This window comes from Streptomyces sp. DSM 120436 (genome assembly GCF_055778765.1).
This window is the reverse complement of record NZ_JBSKBS010000001.1, coordinates 3,780,106-3,799,715: the sequence shown is the minus strand read 5'-3', so window position 1 is coordinate 3,799,715 and position 19,610 is coordinate 3,780,106. Positions and strand designations below refer to the sequence as shown.

At 73.0% G+C, this 19,610-nt stretch carries 15 protein-coding genes; 9 read left to right on the top strand and 6 right to left on the bottom strand.

Going from position 1 to position 19,610, the window contains the following annotated elements:
- Window positions 1-39: 39 nt before the first annotated feature.
- The 4 genes from ACWH4W_RS16970 to ACWH4W_RS16955 all read left to right on the top strand — a co-directional run bounded on the left by ACWH4W_RS16970 (window position 40) and on the right by ACWH4W_RS16955 (window position 5,086).
- Complete coding sequence (locus tag ACWH4W_RS16970; RefSeq protein ID WP_473076561.1) at window positions 40-990, top strand: ABC transporter permease; 951 nt, start codon at window positions 40-42, stop codon at window positions 988-990.
- Entirely contained in the window at window positions 990-2,963 is a 1,974-nt protein-coding gene (locus ACWH4W_RS16965; protein WP_473076560.1) for a dipeptide/oligopeptide/nickel ABC transporter permease/ATP-binding protein, read from the top strand. The genes ACWH4W_RS16970 and ACWH4W_RS16965 overlap by 1 nt, the downstream gene beginning before the upstream one ends.
- A complete protein-coding gene (locus ACWH4W_RS16960; protein ID WP_473076559.1) occupies window positions 2,960-3,988 on the top strand; it encodes an ABC transporter ATP-binding protein in 1,029 nt (342 codons plus the stop codon). The genes ACWH4W_RS16965 and ACWH4W_RS16960 overlap by 4 nt, the downstream gene beginning before the upstream one ends.
- Before the next feature lie 486 nt (window positions 3,989-4,474).
- Window positions 4,475-5,086: a class I SAM-dependent methyltransferase gene (locus ACWH4W_RS16955; protein ID WP_473076558.1), complete on the top strand. Its 612-nt coding sequence runs from the start codon at window positions 4,475-4,477 to the stop codon at window positions 5,084-5,086.
- An 89-nt stretch (window positions 5,087-5,175) separates the two neighbouring features.
- Here the strand turns inward: ACWH4W_RS16955 and ACWH4W_RS16950 are convergent, their stop codons facing one another.
- Window positions 5,176-6,324 (bottom strand): hypothetical protein, encoded by a 1,149-nt coding sequence (locus ACWH4W_RS16950; protein ID WP_473076557.1) that lies wholly within the window; start codon window positions 6,322-6,324, stop codon window positions 5,176-5,178.
- Window positions 6,325-6,729: 405 nt separating this feature from the next.
- Between ACWH4W_RS16950 and ACWH4W_RS16945 the strand changes: the two genes are divergently transcribed.
- The 3 genes from ACWH4W_RS16945 to ACWH4W_RS16935 all read left to right on the top strand — a co-directional run bounded on the left by ACWH4W_RS16945 (window position 6,730) and on the right by ACWH4W_RS16935 (window position 10,044).
- Window positions 6,730-7,794, top strand: coding sequence for a lipoate-protein ligase LplAB (locus ACWH4W_RS16945; protein WP_473076556.1), 1,065 nt, complete (start codon window positions 6,730-6,732; stop codon window positions 7,792-7,794).
- A gap of 320 nt (window positions 7,795-8,114) precedes the next feature.
- Window positions 8,115-8,780: a hypothetical protein gene (locus ACWH4W_RS16940; protein ID WP_473076555.1), complete on the top strand. Its 666-nt coding sequence runs from the start codon at window positions 8,115-8,117 to the stop codon at window positions 8,778-8,780.
- Between the two features lie 358 nt (window positions 8,781-9,138).
- A complete protein-coding gene (locus ACWH4W_RS16935; protein ID WP_473076554.1) occupies window positions 9,139-10,044 on the top strand; it encodes a CAP domain-containing protein in 906 nt (301 codons plus the stop codon).
- A 10-nt stretch (window positions 10,045-10,054) separates the two neighbouring features.
- Here ACWH4W_RS16935 and ACWH4W_RS16930 read toward each other — a convergent pair whose 3' ends face one another.
- From ACWH4W_RS16930 to ACWH4W_RS16910, 5 genes are all read right to left on the bottom strand, one after another.
- Window positions 10,055-11,056, bottom strand: a complete 1,002-nt coding sequence (locus tag ACWH4W_RS16930) for a TIGR03842 family LLM class F420-dependent oxidoreductase (RefSeq protein ID WP_473076553.1) — start codon at window positions 11,054-11,056, stop codon at window positions 10,055-10,057.
- An 11-nt stretch (window positions 11,057-11,067) separates the two neighbouring features.
- Window positions 11,068-12,471, bottom strand: coding sequence for a dihydropyrimidinase (gene hydA / locus ACWH4W_RS16925; protein ID WP_473076552.1), 1,404 nt, complete (start codon window positions 12,469-12,471; stop codon window positions 11,068-11,070).
- Window positions 12,472-12,704: 233 nt separating this feature from the next.
- A complete protein-coding gene (locus ACWH4W_RS16920; protein ID WP_473076551.1) occupies window positions 12,705-13,991 on the bottom strand; it encodes an aspartate aminotransferase family protein in 1,287 nt (428 codons plus the stop codon).
- Window positions 13,988-14,830: a nitrilase-related carbon-nitrogen hydrolase gene (locus tag ACWH4W_RS16915; protein WP_473076550.1), complete on the bottom strand. Its 843-nt coding sequence runs from the start codon at window positions 14,828-14,830 to the stop codon at window positions 13,988-13,990. The genes ACWH4W_RS16920 and ACWH4W_RS16915 overlap by 4 nt, the downstream gene beginning before the upstream one ends.
- Window positions 14,831-15,433: 603 nt before the next feature.
- On the bottom strand, window positions 15,434-15,721 hold the full coding sequence (locus ACWH4W_RS16910) for a helix-turn-helix domain-containing protein (protein ID WP_473076549.1): 288 nt from the start codon (window positions 15,719-15,721) through the stop codon (window positions 15,434-15,436).
- A 33-nt stretch (window positions 15,722-15,754) separates the two neighbouring features.
- On the opposite strand from ACWH4W_RS16910, the gene map reads away from it, so the two are divergent.
- On the top strand, window positions 15,755-16,525 hold the full coding sequence (gene map / locus ACWH4W_RS16905) for a type I methionyl aminopeptidase (RefSeq protein WP_473076548.1): 771 nt from the start codon (window positions 15,755-15,757) through the stop codon (window positions 16,523-16,525).
- Between the two features lie 493 nt (window positions 16,526-17,018).
- Window positions 17,019-19,547: an ATP-dependent Clp protease ATP-binding subunit gene (locus tag ACWH4W_RS16900; protein WP_473077524.1), complete on the top strand. Its 2,529-nt coding sequence runs from the start codon at window positions 17,019-17,021 to the stop codon at window positions 19,545-19,547.
- The last annotated feature ends 63 nt before the right edge of the window (window positions 19,548-19,610 follow it).

Here is a 19,610-nt window from a genome sequence, read left to right as displayed (position 1 = left end):
CGGGCGGCGGCCCCCGCCCCAATCGCTAGGAAACCCACGATGGTTGCTTTTCTCCGGCTCGCGCTGCGCCGCGTCGCGATGATGCCGGTGATGATCCTCGGCATCGCCCTGCTGGTCTTCGTCGTCCTGCAGTTCTCGCCGGCCGACCCCGCGTACAACGCCCTGGGCGACAGTGCGAGTCCCGAGGCGCGTGCCGCGTTCGCCGAGGCGAACGGCCTCAACGACCCGCTGCCCGTCCGGTACGTCGCCTTCCTCGGTGATCTGCTCCAGGGCGACCTCGGCGTCACCATGGCCCCCAGCCAGCCCGTCACCGACCGGATCGCCACCGCGTTCCCGCTCACCCTCCAGCTGACGCTTCTCGGCCTCACGCTGGCCATCGTGCTGGCCCTGGTCTTCGGCGTCCTCAGCGCCGTCTACCGTGACCGCTGGCCCGACCAGGTCTTCCGGGTGCTGTCGATGGTCGGCATCGCGCTGCCCTCGTTCTGGCTCGGTGTCCTGCTCATCCAGCAGTTCGCGCTGAACATGCCGGTCTTCCCGACCGGCGGCTACGTCAACCCGGCCGACTCCTTCTCCGGCTGGCTGGAGAGCCTCGCGCTGCCCGCCCTGGCCCTCGCCCTGCCGGTCGCCTCCTCGCTGGCCCGGCTGATCCGCACCTCGATGGTCGCCGAACTCGACCGGGACTACGTGCGCACCGCCCGCGGCAGCGGCCTGCCGCCGTTCATGATCATCCGGTCGGTGCTGCGCAACTCGCTGATCACCCCGCTGACCGTGCTCGGGGTCAAGGTCGGTTACATGCTCAGCGGCGCCGTCGTCATCGAGGCGATCTTCGACCTGCCCGGCATGGGCAAGCTGATCCTCGAAGGCGTCAACGGAGGCGACGTCGGTCTGGTCCAGGGCACCGTCCTCACGATCGCCATCGCCTTCCTCGTGGTCAACGTCATCGTCGACCTGCTCTACCTGCTCGTCAACCCGCGTATCAGGACGGTGTGATGTTCGCCCCACGCTCTCTCGCCGAGCGGCTCCGGCCCGGTACCCGCCTGCGTCGCCTGCCCCTCCCCTCGCGCATCGCGTTCGGCGTCCTGCTGGTGGTCGTCCTGGGCGCGGTCTTCGCGCCCCTGCTCACCCAGGACCCGCTCGCCACCGGCGTCCCGGCCCAGCCGCCGAGCGCCGACCACTGGTTCGGCACCGACCGGGCCGGCCGCGACGTGTTCGCCCGCGTGGTGCACGGCGCCCGCTACTCCCTCGTCATCGGCTTCGGCGCGACCCTCCTCGCGCTGGCCATCGGCTCGACCCTGGGCGCCCTGGCGGCCACCTCGCGCAAGTTCGCCGACGAGTCGGTGATGCGCACGCTGGACGTCGTCATGTCCTTCCCGCCGATCGCCCTGGCCGCCGTGCTGGTCGCCGTGTTCGGCCCCAGTCTCCCGGTCATCATCTTCACCATCGCCTTCGTCTACTCCCCCTCGCTGGCGCGCGTGGTCCGGGCCAACGTGCTGGAGCAGTACGGCGAGGACTACGTCGCCGCGGAGCAGGTCATCGGCGCCCGCCGCCACTACATCGTGGCCCGGCACGTCGCCATCAACTGCGCGGCGCCGGTCCTGGTCTTCGCGACCGTCATGGTGGCCGACTCGATCATCTTCGAGGCCAGCCTGTCCTTCATCGGCGCCGGCGTGCAGGACCCCGACCCCAGCTGGGGCAGCGTGCTGGCCTACGGCCGGCAGATCCTGCTGTCCGGCGGCTGGTGGGCCACCCTCTTCCCGGGTCTGTGCCTGCTGATCACGGTGCTCGCGCTGAACGTCCTGTCGGAAGGCATGACGGACGCCGCCGCCTCCCCGGACAAGGCCCGCGCCGACGGCGGCGACACCGTCGAGAAGATCGCCGCCGCCGAGCCCGCCACGGACCGTGTCGCCGCCGACGCCGCGCTCACCGAGCTCGCCCGCCGCATCGAGGCCACCGAGCCGGCCGTCCGGCCGCTGCCCGACGACGCCCCCGACCTGCTCGTCGTGCGCGACCTGTCGATCCGCTTCCCCGACCGCTACGGCGACACCCGCGTCGTCGACGGCATCTCCTTCACCGTCCGCGAGGGCGAGACCCTGGGACTGGTCGGCGAGTCGGGCTGCGGCAAGTCGATCACCAGCCTGGCGATCATGGGCCTGCTGGCCCGCAACGCCGAGGCGTCGGGCGAGATCCTCTACCGGGGCCGCGACCTGCTGAAGCTGTCGCCGAAGGAACGCCGGGCGCTGATGGGCCCGGAGATCGCGATGGTCTACCAGGACGCCATGTCGTCGCTGAACCCGTCGGTGCTGATCGGCACCCAGCTCAAGCGGCTCACCTCCCGGGGCGGCACCCGCACCCCGGCGGAACTGCTCGAACTGGTCGGCCTCTCCCCCGAGCGCACCCTGCGCAGCTACCCGCACGAGCTCTCCGGCGGCCAGCGCCAGCGCGTGCTCATCGCCATGGCGCTCTCCCGCAGCCCGCGGCTGCTGATCGCCGACGAGCCGACCACCGCGCTCGACGTGACCGTCCAGGCCCAGGTCGTCGAGCTGCTGGTCAGGCTGCGCGACGAACTCGGCTTCGCGATGGTCCTGGTCTCCCACGACCTCGCCCTGGTCGGCGACCTCGCCCACCGGGTCGCGGTGATGTACGCGGGCCAGGTCGCGGAGGCCGGCGACACCCGCTCCCTGCTGACCGACCCGGCGCACCACTACAGCCGGGGTCTGCTGGGCTCCGTCGTCTCGCTGGAGGCGGGCGCGGAGCGGCTGCACCAGATCCGCGGTGTCGTGCCCGCGCCCAAGTCCTTCGGGTCCGGCTGCCGCTTCGCCTCGCGCTGCACCGCCGCCACCGAGCTGTGCGCCACCACGCCGCCGCCCGCCACCGACCGCGACGGTTCGCTCGACCACCTGTTCGCCTGCCACCACCCGGCGCCCGTGCGCCCGTCGGCCAAATCGCTGGAGGGCGCCCGATGACCGCCACCGAGAAGAACACCACGACGGACCCGCTCGTCCGGCTCGACGGCATCCACGTCCGGCACAAGGCGCGCAGCGGCGGCATCCTGCGCCGGGACGCCGTGCACGCCCTGACCGACGCCTCCCTGGAGGTGCGGCGCGGCGAGATCCTCGGGCTGGTCGGCGAGTCCGGCTGCGGCAAGTCCACCCTGGCCCGGGTGGTCACCGGGCTCCAGCGGCCGACCGAGGGCCGGGTGTACTTCAAGGGCCAGGACCTGTGGGAGATGCCGGCCGCGGAACGCCGCAGCCAGTTCGGGGCCAGTGTCGGCGTGGTCTTCCAGGACCCGTCCACCGCGCTCAACCCGCGCCTGCCGGTCCGCCGCATCCTGCGTGACCCGCTGGACGTCCACGCCCGCGGCACCCGTGCCGAGCGCGAGGCGCGCGTCGAGGAGCTGCTGGACCTGGTGGGCCTGCCCGGGCACACCCTGGGCGCGCTGCCCGGCCAGCTGTCGGGCGGACAGCGCCAGCGGGTGGCGATCGCCCGCGCGCTGGCGCTGGAGCCGGAGCTGATCGTCGCCGACGAGCCGACCAGCGCCCTGGACGTGTCGGTGCGCGCGCAGATCCTCAACCTCCTGGTGGACCTGCGTGACCGGCTCGGCCTGGCGATGGTCTTCATCTCCCACGACGTGCAGACCGTGCGCTACCTGTCCGACCGGATCGCGGTGCTGTACCTCGGCCGCGTGGTGGAGGAGGGCCGCTCGGCGCAGGTCACCGGCGACTCCCGGCACCCGTACACCGAGGCCCTGCTCTCGGCCACGCCCAGCCTGCTGGAGCGTCCCGAGCGGATCGTGCTGCACGGCCCGGTGCCCTCGGCGACGAACCCGCCGTCCGGCTGCCCCTTCCGCACCCGCTGCTGGAAGGCGGACGACGCCTGCGCCACCGTGTTCCCGCCCGCCTCCGACGGTCCGGACGGCCACCGCTGGCACTGCGTGCACCCGCAGCCGGCCGCCGAGGGCGCCGCGGTCCCGGCCGCCGGCGCCGTCTGACGCCCGCGCCGGCGGGGGACGGCTTCCGCCCGTCCCCCGGCGGCGTCACGCCACGCCACACCCCTGTGCCGGCACACCGGGCCCCCGCCCGTGTGCCGGCACATCGCGTGGAGGAGCACCGGCCGGCCACGCGCGTGGCCGGGGCCAGGGGCAGCGCGCCCCCTGCTCGGCGCGGCCGGGCACGGAACCCTTGCGCGCGCCGGCCGGGGCGGGACGGGCGGGAGCCAAACGCGCGGTCCGCGCCGGTTCGACCAGCAGCCGTACGCCTCCGTCCTGGCTCGCGCCGCCGGCCCATCGGCCGCCCGTGCCCCGGCGGCCGGGGCGGACGCTGCGGGGCCGGGGCGTCCGCTCGACGCGGTGCCGAGCGGTGCACGACCGCCGGCGGCCGGCCCCGAGCGTGAGGGCGGGCGGTACGGAACGTGCTGTCGGCCCGTCGGCCCGCTGCTGAGCCGTGGCCGGCCCCACGGCCGACCTATAGTCGGTCCCATGAGTCGTTGGCAGGAACTGACCGGTGGAACCTCGGGGAGCGCGTACGCCGCCCGCTTCGAGGCGTTGGCCCGCAGCGGGAAGGACGTGCACGGCGAGGCGGCTTTTTGCGCCGCCCTGGCACCCGCCGGGGCCCGGGTGCTGGACGCGGGCTGCGGCACCGGCCGGGTCATGATCCGGCTGGCCGAGCTCGGGTACGACTGCGTGGGGGTCGACCTGGACGCCTCGATGCTGGACGTGGCGCGGGCCGAGGCGCCGCACCTGCCCTTCTTCCAGGCCGATCTCGCCGCGTTCGATCCTGCCGCCCTCGGCATCGCCGAGGGCTTCGACGTCGTGGTCGCCGCCGGCAACGTCCTCCCGCTCCTCACCCCCGGGACGGAAGCCACCGTCGTCGCCCGGCTGGCCGCGGCCCTGCGTCCGGGCGGCCTGCTGGCCGCGGGCTTCGGCCTGGACGCCGCCCACCTGCCCGTGCCGCCCACCCTCACGCTGCCGGAGTACGACGCCTGCTGCGCCGCGGCCGGCCTCACGCTCGTCGACCGCTTCGCCACGTGGGACGCCGATCCCTACGAAGGCGGCGGTTACGCCGTCAGCGTCCACCGCGCCTCCCCTTGACCCGGGAGGCCGGCCCCGGGCGGTGACCGAAGGCGCCGACCGCCGGCCACGGCAGCGGACCCTGCGCCGGACTACGGGGGGACGGCCGCTCAGCCTCCTCCCCCGGCGTTCTGCCGGCGGAGGTCCGCGTCGAAGGACTGGGACGTGCCGTCCCTGCCGTACAGCGCGAAGTAACCGAGGGATTTCCCCTCGCCGATCGGGTTGGTGCTGTCCGCCGCCGTCTCGAAGGTGAGGGTGTCGTCCCCGTCCCTCATGATCACCGCGGCGAAGTGGTTGTTCCACCGGCCGTTCATGTCGCTCAGGTTCACGTAGTGGTTCTCACCGACCGCGGGGGCGGGCCGTGCCTGCTGGAGGTCGCCCCCTCTGATCCCGAGCAGCCGCTGCGCGCCGGCCTGGCAGTCGTTGGGCATCGTGATGAGGAGGTCCTGGATCGCGCTCTCCGGCTCCCGGGAGCCGGCGTACTCCAGGGCGATCCTGCCGATGACCTTCCCCGCTGCCTTCAGGTACTCGGTCGCGTCACGGGAGGGGTCCAGCGGGACGTTCGCGGCGGCCCAATCCGCGCCCAGGGCGTCCAGCGCGAGCCTGAGCAGCCGCTGGTGAACCCCTTCGACGCCCCGCCTGTCAGGGTTGCCCCCGCTCATCAGCCTGGTGACGTCCTCGAGCAGGGGGCCGAGAGCGGCCGGCGGCTCGACCACGCTCTGCCGGTAGGAGGCGAGTTTGTTCTGCCTGGTCTGCGCGTCCTCGCCCACGATGGGCTCGTGGTCCGGGTTCGTCCGCGCCTCCTCGGCCGCCTCCCTCGTGGCGAAGACGGGGAGCACCCGGTACAGCTGCCTGTCGGCGATCCTCACCTCGCGGCCCGCTTCGAGACGGATGCGGACCCGGTTCAGCGCGGCCAGCGCGCCGTTGGCCTCGTCGATCAGCGCGGCATCGGCGTAGGCCTCCTGACGGCCGGAGACGGCGATCCTCCCGTTCTGCGAGATCCGGTCGTACGACACGGTGTCCGCGAGATCCTGCTCCGCGGCCGGACCCGTGTAGCGCTGCACGGGGGTGCGGCTCAGCGCCCGGGCGACCGCCGCGTTGCCGACGCTGCGCTGCAGGGCGGCCAGGTGGGCGGCCGCCTCGTTGCCGGTGCCGCGCTGGAGGGCGGCGGGCCGGAGAGCCGGGTCCGAGGGGCGCCTGTTCGTCCCTGCCGCCCGTCCGGGCAGCGGGCCCTGCTGCCGCGGCAGCCTCGCGTACATCAGGTCACTCTCTTTCCCGGTCGTCGCTGAACAGTTCTCACCCCCAAGGATCGGGCCCCGTGACGCGGGAGGAAATGCCTGGCGAGGAAGACCGAGGGGCAGCTTCCGTGCCCGTTCGGTCTCCACCGCACCGAAGTCCCGGCCGGGCCGAGGGCCCTGGCGCCCCGGCCGGCCGGACGGACAGCCCGCCCACGGGACCGACGGCCCGTCGTCGAGGAGTTCCTGCCGGGCCGAGGACGCCTCGGCCCCCGGGATCAGGACGGACGGCATCGCACGCGCCGAAGTCCTGCGCATCCGTTCACCACGGGCGAGTATTGAGGTGCGATCCGAAGGATGTCCCCATCTGTCCGCATGTCGGAGCGGCAGGCTCAGGACACGTGCAGCGCACCGGAAGGAAACGAAGCCGTGCATGGCGAGTACAAGGTGCCCGGCGGCAAGCTGGTCGTCGTGGATCTGGATGTCGAGAACGGCGTCCTGCGCAACGTGCGAGTCGCCGGGGACTTCTTCCTGGAACCGGACGAAGCGATCCTCTCGATCAACGCGGCCCTCGAGGGCGCGCCCTCGTCGACGGACGCCGCGGGGCTGGCCGCCCGGATCACGGCGGCGCTGCCGGAGTCGACCGTGATGTTCGGGCTGACGGCGGAGGGCGTCGGCGTCGCCGTCCGGCGCGCTCTGGCCCACGCGACCGAGTGGAGCGACTACGACTGGCAGCTGGTGCACATGGGGCCGCAGGCGCCGGCCCTGCACATGGCGCTGGACGAGGTGATCACCGCCGAGGTGGCCGCCGGGCGGCGCGCCCCGACCCTGCGGGTATGGGAGTGGGCCTCGCCCGCCGTGGTGATCGGCAGTTTCCAGTCCCTGCGGAACGAGGTGGACCCCGAGGGGGCCGCGAAGCACGGGATGACCGTGGTGCGCCGTATTTCCGGTGGTGGGGCCATGTTCGTGGAGCCCATGAGCACGATCACGTACTCCTTGTCCGTGCCGGAGTCCCTGGTCTCGGGCCTCTCCTTCGCGGACAGCTACGCCTACCTCGACGACTGGGTGCTCGGCGCGCTCGGCGACATGGGCATCAAGGCCTGGTACCAGCCCCTGAACGACATCGCCACCGAGGCCGGCAAGATCGCCGGTGCGGCCCAGAAGCGCGTGGTGGGCCCTGAGGGCGGCCCCGGAGCCGTCCTCCACCACGTGACGATGTCCTACGACATCGACGCCGACAAGATGCTCGAGGTGCTCCGCATCGGCAAGGAGAAGCTGTCCGGCAAGGGCACCGGGAGCGCCAAGAAGCGTGTCGACCCGCTCCGCCGGCAGACGGGCCTCGCGCGGGAGCAGGTCATCGAGAACATGATCGCCTCCTTCCGCAACCGCTACGGGCTGACCACCGGCGAGGTCACGGCGGAGGAGACGGCCCGCGCGGAGGAGCTGGTGCGGACGAAGTTCGCGACCGAGGAGTGGACCGCGCGCGTGCCGTGAACGCCGCGCCCTGCCGAGTGCCGCCTCGCACCCGGCAGGGCTGGACCGCACGCGCGGCGCGGAAGCGGGCCGTGAGCCCGGGCGGCGGCCCCGACGCGGACGGAGTTCACCGCACCGGAATGGACCGCCCGGGCGCCCTGACGCTCAAATCCCCCTATTCACAGAGGAAAAGCGGCAAGCGGCCACCGATACGGAACCGCCCCGTCACCACGCGCCTACGGAGCGAGGTGAACCCTTCCGCACCCTGACGAAGCGTGTGACACTGGCGTCCTGTCCGCAGTGCGGACCCCCTCCGCACCGTCCCTCACGAGAAGTGCGCCGTGCGTTCCTTTCCTCTGCCGATCGCCCTGACCGCCCGTCTGTCCCCGGTGATCGTCCTCGCCGCGGCCGGATGGGCGCTGTCCTCCGGCCCGTTGGCCGCACCCGAGGCCTCCGAGAAGGAGCCGGCCGGGAAGACCGCCACACCGTCCCCCACCGCCCCGTCCGAGACACAGGCGGTGAAGACGTACGCCGCGGCGCCCGCACCGTGCGACGCGCTGTCCGCCAAGACCGTCAAGTCCCTCGTGCCGGGCGCCAAGACGGCCGGCAAGGAGATACCGTCCACGGACTCCGGCCTGCGCCGCACCTGCTCGTGGAACGCCCTCGAGGAATACGAGTACCGCTGGCTCGACGTGTCCTTCGAGGTGCTGGACAGCGACGAGGCCGCGGAACGGTCGTACGCCGGGCGGCTGGAGGAGAAGAGCGGCGGGGGCGCCGTCCCGGGGGTCGGGGACACGGCGTACTCGGTCGTGAACCTCACCACCGAGGACGGGCAGGAGACGCGTGAGGGCGTCGTGGTGGCGCGGGCCGCCAACGCGCTGGTGATCGTCACGTACAACGGCAGCGACTTCGAGTCGAAGAAGGCGCCGGACACGGACGAGATCAACAAGGGCGCGATCAAGGCCGCCAAGGAAGCGGTGGCCGCGCTGCAGAAGACGCAGGGCTGATCCGGAACCAACAGTCCCGTGACATCCGTCACAGCGGGCGGGCGATCTGACCGGGTCGCTTAGTAGACGCGACGGTGGCGACATGGGTGACTTGTCCGTCTTGACGGGAAAGCGGACCGGGCCCGTACCGACGGCGGGCCGGCCGGGATCCGGGTGCCCCCGCTTCGTCGCCGCGTGCCGCTTTCTGACGTGGCGGCAGACGGTCCGGGCGGCCCCTCGCGGACCGCCCGGCACGCCCCCTCGCCCGTCGCAAGCCCCCCAGGGGGCTACGAAGCCAGCTAGTACATGAGCCCTTTGCGCTCCGCGCCCGGCCGTCCCAAGAATGACCAGCCTCCGCACACCAGGGGTGAGGTCACGTATGGGAAAGCATCGCCATCAGCAGCAGTACCGGCGGACGGTCGTCGCCGCGGTCGCCGTCGGCGTCATAGGCATACCCTCGGTCGCCATGGCCTGTACCGACTGGCCGGACGGCGGACAGCGGGAGGACCGCGCCGCCTCGGCGCCGTCCGTCGGCGAGGACCGCTGGGACGGGCCCGGCTGGTACGGCCGCTGGAGCGGCAAGCACCACGGCGACCCCACGCCCGTCACGTCGGACTCCCCCAGCGCCTCCGCCGGCCCCTCGAAGGACGCCCGCGAGCACCCCGGCGGCAAACACCACGGCGGCAAGCCCTCGCAGAAGCAGGAGAAGCCGAAGGAGAAGCCCACCAGGCCGGCCACCTCGGCACCCTCCACCACCACGGCCGCCCCGAAGCCGTCAACGCCGGCCCCCGCGCCCACCACCGCCGCCCCGAAGCCCTCGACGCCGGCCCCCGCGCCCACCACCGCCGCCCCGAAGCCCTCGACGACGGTCCCCGCGCCCACCACCGCCGCGCCCAAGCCCACCGCCACGGCGTCCGGCGCCGTCGCCCGGGTCGTGGAGCTGGTCAACGCCGAGCGCTCCCGGGCCGGCTGCTCCCCGGTGACGGCCAATACCACCCTGAACACGGCCGCACAGCGGCACAGCGAGGACATGGCGTCGACCGGCACCATGTCGCACACCGGCTCGGACGGGTCCGACCCCGGTGAGCGCATCACCCGTGCCGGGTACGCCTGGAGCACGTACGGCGAGAACGTCGCCCACGGCTACTCCACGCCCGAGCAGGTGATGCAGGGCTGGATGACCAGCCCCGGCCACAAGGCGAACATCCTCAACTGCTCGTTCGAGGAGATCGGCGTCGGCCTGTCCGGCACCTACTGGACGCAGGACTTCGGCACCGCCCGCTGACCGGTTCGGTTCAGCCGCCGAGTGCCGGGATGATCTCCGCGCCGTACGCGTCGATCGTCGTCTCCTGCGCGTCGTGCATGTCGTACACCGCGAACTGGTCGACGCCCAGATCGCGCAGCGCACGGAGCTTCTCGATGTGCGCCTCGGGCGGGCCGAGCAGGCAGAAGCGGTCCACGATCTCGTCGGGGACGAAGTCCGTGGACGGGTTCCCGGCCCGTCCGTGGTGGCTGTAGTCGTAGCCGTGGCGGCCCTTGATGTAGTCGGTGAGCGCCTCGGGGACCATGCCGGAGTGCTCGCCGTAGCGGGCGACCAGGTCGGCGACGTGGTTGCCGACCATCCCGCCGAACCAGCGGCACTGCTCGCGGGCGTGCGCCAGGTCGTCGCCGACGTACGCGGGGGCGGCGACGCAGACGGTGAGCGCGTCGGGGTCGCGGCCGGCCTCGGCGGCGGCGTTCCGCACGGCCCTCACCATCCACTCGGTGAGGAACGGGTCGGCGAGCTGGAGGATGAAGCCGTCGGCCTTCCGCCCGGTGAGGGCGAGGGCCTTGGGACCGTAGGCGGCCATCCAGACGGGCAGCTCGCCGTCGCGCACCCACGGCAGCCGCAGCCGCTGTCCGTCGACCTCGGCCTCGCGTCCCTCGGCGAGGTCGCGGATCGCGTCGACCGCCTCTCCGAGCCGGGCGAGGGTGGTGGGCCTGCGTCCGGCGACGCGCATCGCGGAGTCGCCGCGGCCGATGCCGCACACGGTGCGGTTGCCGTACATGTCGTTGAGGGTGGCGAAGGTGGAGGCGGTGACCTCCCAGGTGCGGGTGGACGGGTTGGTGACCATCGGGCCGACCCTGAGGGTCGTGGTGCGGGCCAGGATCTGGCTGTGGATGACGAAGGGTTCCTGCCACAGCACCGCCGAGTCGAAGGTCCACCCGTGGGTGAACCCGTTGCGCTCGGCGCGCCGCATCAGGCTGATCACCCGCGAGGCCGGCGGGTCGGTCTGCAGCACGAGGCCGAAGTCCATGCGCTCCGCTCCTAGGTGAGGTACTGACAGGTGGAACGCGGGGTGTACACGCCGTGTCCGGCGCGTCCGGTGTACTCCCGGTCGGTGATGACGGGGACTCCGCGCGAGAACACGGTCTCGACGCGGCCGGTGACCCGCTTGCCCTCGTACGCCGAGTAGTCGACGTTCATGTGGTGGGTGTCGGCGGAGATGACCTGCTCGGCCGCCGGGTCGTAGATCACGACGTCGGCGTCGGCGCCCGGCGCGACGGTGCCCTTCTTCGGATACAGGCCGAACATCCGGGCCGGGGCGGCGCAGGCGGTCTCGATCCAGCGGCGGCGGGTGAGGTGCCCGTCGAGGACGGCCTGGTGGAGGAGGTCCATGCGGTTCTCGACGCCCGGCAGCCCGTTGGGGATCCTGGAGAAGTCGCCGCGGCCGAGCTCCTTCTGGCCGGTGAAGCAGAAGGGGCAGTGGTCGGTGGAGACCACCTGGAGGTCGTCGGTGCGCAGGCCCCGCCAGAGCGCCGCCTGGTGCTCCCTGGGGCGCAGGGGCGTGCTGCACACGTACTTGGCGCCCTCGAAGTCCGGCTCGGCGAGGTTGTCGGTGGACAGGAACAGGTACTGCGGGCAGGTCTCCCCGAAGACGGGCAGCCCGTCGTCGCGGGCGCGGGCCAGTTCGGCGACGGCCTCGGCGGCGGAGACGTGCACGACGTACAGCGGGGCGCCGGCGACCTGGGCGAGCCGGACGGCGCGGTGGGTGGCCTCGGCCTCCAGGAGGGCCTTGCGGACCTCGCCGTGGTGGCGGGGGGCGGTCTCGCCGCGGGCCAGGGCCTGTGCGACGAGGACGTCGATGGCGATGCCGTTCTCGGCGTGCATCATGATCAGCCCGCCGTTGTCGGCGGAGCGCTGCATGGCGCGCAGGATCTGGCCGTCGTCGGAGTAGAAGACCCCCGGGTAGGCCATGAACTGCTTGAACGAGGTGACGCCCTCCTCCACGAGGAGGTCCATCTCCTTCAGCGTCTCGTCGGTGACGTCCGAGACGATCATGTGGAAGGCGTAGTCGATCGCGCAGTTGCCCTCCGCCTTGGCGTGCCAGGCGTCCAGGCCCTCGCGCAGGCCGTGCCCGACGCTCTGCACGGCGAAGTCGACGACGGTGGTGGTGCCGCCCCAGGCGGCGGCCCGGGTGCCCGTCTCGAAGGTGTCGGAGGCGAAGGTGCCGCCGAACGGCAGCTCCATGTGGGTGTGCGCGTCCACGCCGCCCGGGATGACGTACTTCCCGGTGGCGTCGACGGTCCGCTCGGCGGTGAACGCCTCGGCGGCCGGGGTGCCGGAGGCGGCGAGGGCGGCGATGCGGCCGTCCTCCATCAGAACGTCGGCGTGGATCTCGTCGGAGGCGGTGATGACGAGTCCTCCGCGGATGACGGTGCGGGTGCTCATGTCCGGGTCGCTCCTCGAGGTGGTCCGTGCGGGTCTTGTGTGCCTTGTCGTGACCGCGTCTTCCGTGCCTTGTCGCGCTCGTGCGGCGGCAGCCGCGGATCGGCACGGCCCCGCGCCCCCGGGCCGACCGCTGTCGCCGGGGCGGGAGGAGGACTTCCGCCGGAGTCCCTCGACCTGCGGAAGGCGGGTCTCGAGGTACGCGCCGGGGCAGCTGCCGTCGGTGTCGGTTCGGGCTACTGGATGCTCCTCAGGGCGTCCTCGAGGATCGCGGCGCCCTCCTCGGCCTCCGCGACGTTCAGGGACAGCGGCGGGGTGATGCGCAGGGCGCTGGTGTCGTGGCCGCCGCCCTTGCCGATGAGCAGGCCGCCGGCGCGGGCCGCCTCCAGAACGGCGGACGCGGCGTCGGGGTCGGCCTCGTCGGTGCCGGGCTTCGTCAGCTCGATGCCGATCATCAGGCCGCGTCCGCGCACTTCTCGTACGGCCGGGACGTGGGCGGCGGCGGCCCGCAGCCGCTCGATGAGCAGTCCGCCGACCCGGCGCGCGTTGCCCTGGAGGTCGTGCTCCAGCAGGTAGGTGAGGTTGGCGAGACCCGCCGCCATGGTGATCTGGGTGCCGCCGAACGTGGAGATGCTGTGGGCGTCCAGGCAGTTCATGATCTCGGCACGGGCCACGACCCCGCCGATGGACATGCCGTTGCCGATGCCCTTGGCGAAGGTCAGCATGTCGGGCGGTCCGCCGCGGCCGTGCGCCTGCCAGCCCCAGAAGTGCTCGCCGGTGCGGCCCCAGCCGGTCTGCACCTCGTCGGAGATCCACAGGACGCCCCGCTCGTGCAGCACCTCGCGGAACGCCGCGTAGAGGCCGTCGGGCGGTGAGGTGAAGCCGCCGACGCCCTGGATCGGCTCGGCGATCAGCGCGGCGGGCGGGCGGGCGTGGCCGAGGAGGTCCTTGAGGTCGTGGACGCACGCGGCGACGAAGTCGTAGTCGTCGAGGTGGGCGAACGGGCCCCGGGTGCGCACCCCGCCGTGCACGTACAGCGTCTGCAGCGGGGACAGGGAGGTCGGGGACCAGCCGCGGTTGCCGGTGACGCCGACCGCGCTGAAGGAGCGGCCGTGGTAGCTGTTGCGCATCGCCAGGACCGTGTTGCTGCGCCGGTGGGCGGTGGCGAGCAGCAGGGCGGTGTCGTTGGCCTCGGTGCCGGAGGCGGTGAAGAAGACCCGGGCGTCGGGGATGCCGCTGAGCCTGGCGATCCGTTCGGCGAGGTCCACCATCGGCCGGTTGAGGTAGAGGGTGGAGGAGTGGATGATCCGCCCGGCCTGTTCGGTCACCGCCTTGGTGACCTCGGGCAGGGCGTGGGCGGTCATGGTGGTGAGGATGCCGCCGAAGAAGTCCAGGTAGCGGTTGCCCCGGGCGTCCCAGACGTGGCGTCCCTCGCCGTGGGTGAGCTCGAGGGGCTCGTCGTAGTAGAGGGCGAGCCAGTCGGGGAGCACGGAGCGGTGGCGGCCGAGCAGGTCGTCGGTCACGGGCGCACCAGCCCCTCGTAGGCGTCGGGGCGGCGGTCCCGGTAGAAGGCCCACTGCTGCCGCACCTCGTCGATGAGGCCGAAGTCGAGGTCCCGGACCACCAGTTCCTCCTCGCTGCCGCTGGCGACGTCGCCGACGAACCGCCCGCGCGGGTCGACGAAGTAGCTGGTGCCGTAGAAGTCGTTGTCGCCGTACTCCTCGACGCCCACGCGGTTGATGGCGGCGACGAAGTACTCGTTGGCGACGGCCGCCGCCGGCTGTTCCAGCTGCCACAGGTACGCCGACAGACCGCGGTGCGTGGCCGACGGGTTGTAGACCAACTGGGCGCCGTTGAGGCCGAGTTGCCGCCATCCCTCGGGGAAGTGGCGGTCGTAGCAGATGTAGACGCCGACCTTGCCGACGGCGGTGTCGAAGACGGGCCAGCCGAGGTTGCCCGGGCGGAAGTAGAACTTCTCCCAGAAGCCTTCGACCTGCGGGATGTGGTGTTTGCGGTACTTGCCGAGGTAGGTGCCGTCGGCGTCGATCACGGCGGCGGTGTTGTAGTAGTGGCCGGACTGCTCGACCTCGAAGACGGGGGCGACGACGACCATGCCGGTCTCCCGGGCCAGGTCCCGCATCCGGCGGACGGTCGGGCCGTCCGGGACCTCCTCGGCCCAGCGGTAGTGCTCGGCGTCCTGGACCTGGCAGAAGTAAGGGGCGTTGAACACCTCCTGGAACCCGATGACCTTCGCGCCCCGCCGGGCCGCCTCGCGGGCGTGCTCCTCGTGTTTCGCCAGCATGGACTCGGTGTCGCCGGTCCAGGTCGCCTGGACCAGGGCGGCTGTTACGACGTTGGGCATGAGCTGCTGCTCCTTCGACGCGACGTCAGCGCCTCTACGCCCGGGGAAACGGCCATAGAGGGACGAACGTAAGCCTCCCGGGCGGCCTTGCCAAGACCATCGTCGTGCGGCCCGGGGAGTCGATCGTGATTGACACCCCTGTGGGTGAGCGCGGCCGGCCGCCGGTTCCCGGTCAGGCGGCCGGTCCCGCGACGTGCGGGGCGTGCGGCGCGTCCCGGTGCCGCTCCGCCGACACGGCCCGGGCGGCCGTCAGCGGCAGCGGCCGTCCCGGGTCCGGTGCCGCCGTGCGGGCGGCGGCCTGCGGGGCGCGCGTCCGGACGCGGGCGTCGAGCGGAACCGCGGCTCACGGGGGCGGGGGCCGGCTCGCGGCGGCGGGAGCCGTCCGTCGGCGCGAGGGCGGAGCGCCCGAGCCCGTCGGCCGGCCGGACGACGCCCTGCCGCATGATCTGCCGCCGGCCCTTCCGGCAGTCGCCCCGCAGCCGTGGCCGACTCCCGCCGGACCTCGGAGTGCTCAGCTCCGTGGACAACACCCGGCGGGAGACGGCGCCGCTCCGGCGACTTCTCAGGCAGGACGCCGGCCCGCCCCGGCCCGGCCCGCCCCGCTCAGGCGGCGATCGACGCGTCCGGGGTGTCCGGCACGTCCGGCGCCTCTGGTGCGCAGCGCCCGATCAGCTCGTCCATCGACAGCCCGAGCGCCCCGGCCAGCGCGGCCACGGTGAAGAACGCGGGGGTCGGCGCCCGCCCCGTCTCGATCTTTCGGAGCGTCTCCGGGGAGATGCCGGCGCTCGCGGCGACGTCCGTCATGCTGCGGGCGCCGCGCGCCTCGCGCAGCAGCCTGCCGAGCCGCTCGCCGCGTTCGCGCTCTTCGGGGGTCAAGGGGGTGCGCACCATGACACCCATTCTAATACCGGTATAGTAATTGGCATGGTGGAGCTGAAGACCGACGCATCGATCGATGCGATGTACAAGACCGGCCAGGTCGTCGCGAATGCGCTGACGGCCGTACGGAAGGCCGCTGACGTGGGCGTTTCCCTGCTGGAGCTGGACGAGGTGGCGAGGGAGGCACTGAGCGCGGCGGGCGCGACGTCGCCGTTCCTGGGATACCGGCCCTCGTTCGCACCGACCCCGTTCCCCGCCGTCATCTGCGCGTCGGTCAACGACGCGATCGTGCACGGCATCCCGGACGGCTACCGACTGCGCGACGGGGACCTCGTGTCCATCGACTGCGGCGCCCACCTGGGCGGCTGGGCGGGCGACTCGGCGATCAGTTTCGTCGTGGGCTCCGCGCGTCCGGCGGACACCCGGCTGATCGAGACGGCCGAGCGGGCGCTCGCGGCCGGCACGGAGGCGGCGGTGGTCGGCAACCGCATAGGCGACATCGCGCACGCCATCGGCACGGTGTGCCGCGGTGCGGGCTACGGGATCATGGAGGACTTCGGCGGCCACGGCATCGGCCGGCGCATGCACGAGGACCCGCCCGTGCCGAACGAGGGCCGGCCGGGACGCGGGATGCCGCTGCGGCACGGCATGGTCCTGGCGATCGAGCCGATGCTGATCGCGGGCGGCCGGGACACCTACCGCACCGACCCCGACGGCTGGACCCTCCGCACGACCGACGGCAGCCGCGCGGCCCACGTCGAGCACACGGTCGCCGTCACGGAGGCGGGCCCCCGCGTGCTGACGGCGCGGAACTGAGACGGGCCGGGCGCCGGTCCGCACCGGCGCCCGGCCCCTCCGGCGGCGAAGGGCTCACACGGCAGGGGCGCCCGCACCCTCGGGAGACGCCCCGCCACCGCTCGACGGACTGGAACGGAGCCGGACGGGTCGCCCTCCGTCCGGACGACGGGCCGCCGCATCCGAGCCGAACCCGCCGGACGACGGCGACCCCCAGGCCACGAACGCCCCGGTGCGGACGCCCCGGTACGGGCGGCCCCCTCCCCGGATGACGAGCCCACCGCACCCGGACCGAACCCCCCGGACAGCGGCGACCCCCGGGCCACGAACGCCCCGGGAAGGACCGCACCCCGTCGCGACGGCCGCCCGCGCCGGGCGCCGCCCCTCCGAGCGCGCGCAGGTGCCGCACACCTGGACATGCCCGCCCCGACCGATCGTGTCATCGTGGGCATGAGCGCGCCCCGCCCGGGTTACCCGGCCCCGGCACGTCGACCCAGCGAAGGAACGGATGACGATGACGAGTGGTTTCGTCGGCCCGGAGGGTGACCCGTTCGCAGAATTCCTCGCCCGCTTCTTCGGCGGGCAGCGCCCCCGTCAGATCGACATCGGCAGGCTTCTCAGCCAGCCCGCCCGGGAACTCGTACGCGGCGCCGCCCAGTACGCGGCCGAGCACGGCAGCCGTGACCTGGACACCCAGCACCTGCTGCGCGCCGCGCTCTCCGCCGAGCCGACCCGGAGTCTGCTCAGCCGCGCGGGCGCGGACCCGGACTCGCTGGCGTCCCAGATCGACGACCGGTCGGGACCCGTGCAGCACGCTCCCGGTGAGGCCCCGCCGCCGAACTCGCTGTCCCTGACGCCCGCCGTCAAACGGGCGCTGCTGGACGCGCACGAGATGGCCCGGGCGAGCGGGGCCGGTTACATCGGCCCGGAGCACGTGCTCAGCGCCCTCGCCGCCAACCCCGACTCGGCGGCCGGACACATCCTCAACGCGGCCCGTTTCACCTCGTCCGGCCCGCCGGAGGCACCGGAGGCCCAGCAGCCCCGCACCGAGCGCCCCCGGCCCGCGACGGGCACGCCGACGCTGGACAAGTACGGCCGTGATCTCACCGAGCTGGCCCGGGAGGGCCGGATCGACCCGGTGATCGGGCGGGACACGGAGATCGAGCAGACCGTCGAGGTGCTGTCCCGGCGGGGCAAGAACAACCCGGTGCTGATCGGCGACGCGGGAGTCGGCAAGACCGCCGTGGTGGAAGGGCTGGCCGAGCGGATCGCCGAGGGGGACGTGCCCGACATCCTGCTCGGCCGCCGCGTGGTCGCCCTGGACCTGACCGGCGTGGTCGCCGGCACCCGGTACCGGGGTGACTTCGAGGAGCGGATGAACACCCTCGTCGACGAGATCCGCGCCCACTCCGACCAGCTGATCGTCTTCATCGACGAGCTGCACACCGTGGTCGGCGCGGGAGGAGGCGGCGAGGGCGGCTCCATGGACGCGGGCAACATCCTCAAGCCGGCCCTGGCGCGCGGTGAGCTGAACATCGTCGGCGCGACGACCCTGGAGGAGTACCGGCGGATCGAGAAGGACGCGGCCCTGGCCCGCCGCTTCCAGCCGATCATGGTGCCGGAGCCGACGCCCTCGGACGCGGTCGAGATCCTGCGCGGCCTGCGCGACCGCTACGAGGCGCACCACCAGGTGCGCTACACCGACGAGGCGCTGGTGGCGGCCGTGGAGCTGTCCGACCGTTATCTCAGCGACCGGCGGCTGCCGGACAAGGCGATCGACCTCATCGACCAGGCGGGCGCCCGGGTGCGGCTGCGGGCGCGCACCAAGGGCACCGACGTACGCGCGATGGAGCGTGAGGTCGAGCAGCTGACCTGCGACAAGGACCAGGCCGTCGCGGACGAGCAGTACGAGCAGGCCATGCGGCTGCGGGACCGCATCACGGAGCTGAAGGAGCACATCGCGCAGGCCGGCGGCGGCGACGAGGTCGACGAGGGCCAGAGCCTGTGGGTGGACGCCGAGGCGATCGCCGAGGTGGTGGCCCGGCAGACGGGCATCCCGGTCAGTCGGCTCACCGAGGAGGAGAAGGACCGCCTGCTGGGCCTGGAGCAGCACCTGCACCAGCGGGTGGTGGGCCAGGAGGAGGCCGTACGGGTCGTCTCGGACGCCGTGCTGCGCTCCCGCGCGGGTCTGTCCAGTCCGGACCGGCCGATCGGCAGCTTCCTGTTCCTCGGCCCGACGGGCGTCGGCAAGACGGAGCTGGCGCGGGCGCTCGCCGAGGCGCTGTTCGGCAGCGAGGACCGGATGGTGCGGCTCGACATGAGCGAGTACCAGGAGCGGCACACGGTGAGCCGTCTGGTGGGCGCCCCGCCCGGCTACGTGGGCCACGAGGAGGCCGGGCAGCTCACCGAGGTGGTGCGCCGGCACCCGTACTCGCTGCTGCTGCTCGACGAGGTGGAGAAGGCCCACCCGGACGTCTTCAACATCCTGCTGCAGGTGCTGGACGACGGCCGGCTGACCGACTCCCAGGGCCGCACGGTGGACTTCTCCAACAGCGTCATCGTGATGACCAGCAATCTCGGTTCCGAGGCCATCACCCGGCGCGGCGCCACCCTGGGCTTCGCGACGGGCGGCGCGGAGGCCGACGAGGAGGCGCGGCGGGAGCAGATCCTGCGGCCGCTGCGGGAGCACTTCCGGCCCGAGTTCCTCAACCGGATCGACGAGATCGTGGTGTTCCGCCAGCTCACCGCGGAGGAGCTGCGGCAGATCACCGACCTGCTGCTGGAGAGCACCCGCCGCCTGCTGAAGGGGCAGGGCATCACCGCCGACTTCACCGACGCGGCCGTGGACTGGCTCGCCGAGCGCGGCTACGAACCGGAGTACGGCGCCCGCCCGTTGCGCCGCACCATCCAGCGGGAGGTGGACAACCAGCTGTCCCGGCTGCTGCTGGACGGCCGGGTGAAGGAGGGCGGCCGGGTGACGGTGGACACGCAGGACGGGCGCCTGACGTTCCGCACGCGGGAGACGCCGACGCCGGAGCTGTGACCTCTCGCACGGCTCGGCCCGGCGCCCCGCGGGGGTGCCGGGCCGACGGCTGTGACCGGCCGC

What these genes read in the sequence shown, in the direction of transcription:
- ACWH4W_RS16955 (WP_473076558.1), top strand. Translation starts at nt 4,475, where the DNA reads ATGAGTCGTTGGCAGGAACTGACCGGTGGAACCTCGGGGAGCGCGTAC.
- ACWH4W_RS16960 (WP_473076559.1), top strand. Translation starts at nt 2,960, where the DNA reads ATGACCGCCACCGAGAAGAACACCACGACGGACCCGCTCGTCCGGCTC.
- ACWH4W_RS16935 (WP_473076554.1), top strand. Translation starts at nt 9,139, where the DNA reads ATGGGAAAGCATCGCCATCAGCAGCAGTACCGGCGGACGGTCGTCGCC.
- ACWH4W_RS16910 (WP_473076549.1), bottom strand. Translation starts at nt 15,721, where the DNA reads ATGGTGCGCACCCCCTTGACCCCCGAAGAGCGCGAACGCGGCGAGCGG.
- ACWH4W_RS16930 (WP_473076553.1), bottom strand. Translation starts at nt 11,056, where the DNA reads ATGGACTTCGGCCTCGTGCTGCAGACCGACCCGCCGGCCTCGCGGGTG.
- ACWH4W_RS16900 (WP_473077524.1), top strand. Translation starts at nt 17,019, where the DNA reads ATGACGAGTGGTTTCGTCGGCCCGGAGGGTGACCCGTTCGCAGAATTC.
- ACWH4W_RS16970 (WP_473076561.1), top strand. Translation starts at nt 40, where the DNA reads ATGGTTGCTTTTCTCCGGCTCGCGCTGCGCCGCGTCGCGATGATGCCG.
- hydA (WP_473076552.1), bottom strand. Translation starts at nt 12,471, where the DNA reads ATGAGCACCCGCACCGTCATCCGCGGAGGACTCGTCATCACCGCCTCC.
- map (WP_473076548.1), top strand. Translation starts at nt 15,755, where the DNA reads ATGGTGGAGCTGAAGACCGACGCATCGATCGATGCGATGTACAAGACC.
- ACWH4W_RS16915 (WP_473076550.1), bottom strand. Translation starts at nt 14,830, where the DNA reads ATGCCCAACGTCGTAACAGCCGCCCTGGTCCAGGCGACCTGGACCGGC.
- ACWH4W_RS16950 (WP_473076557.1), bottom strand. Translation starts at nt 6,324, where the DNA reads ATGTACGCGAGGCTGCCGCGGCAGCAGGGCCCGCTGCCCGGACGGGCG.
- ACWH4W_RS16965 (WP_473076560.1), top strand. Translation starts at nt 990, where the DNA reads ATGTTCGCCCCACGCTCTCTCGCCGAGCGGCTCCGGCCCGGTACCCGC.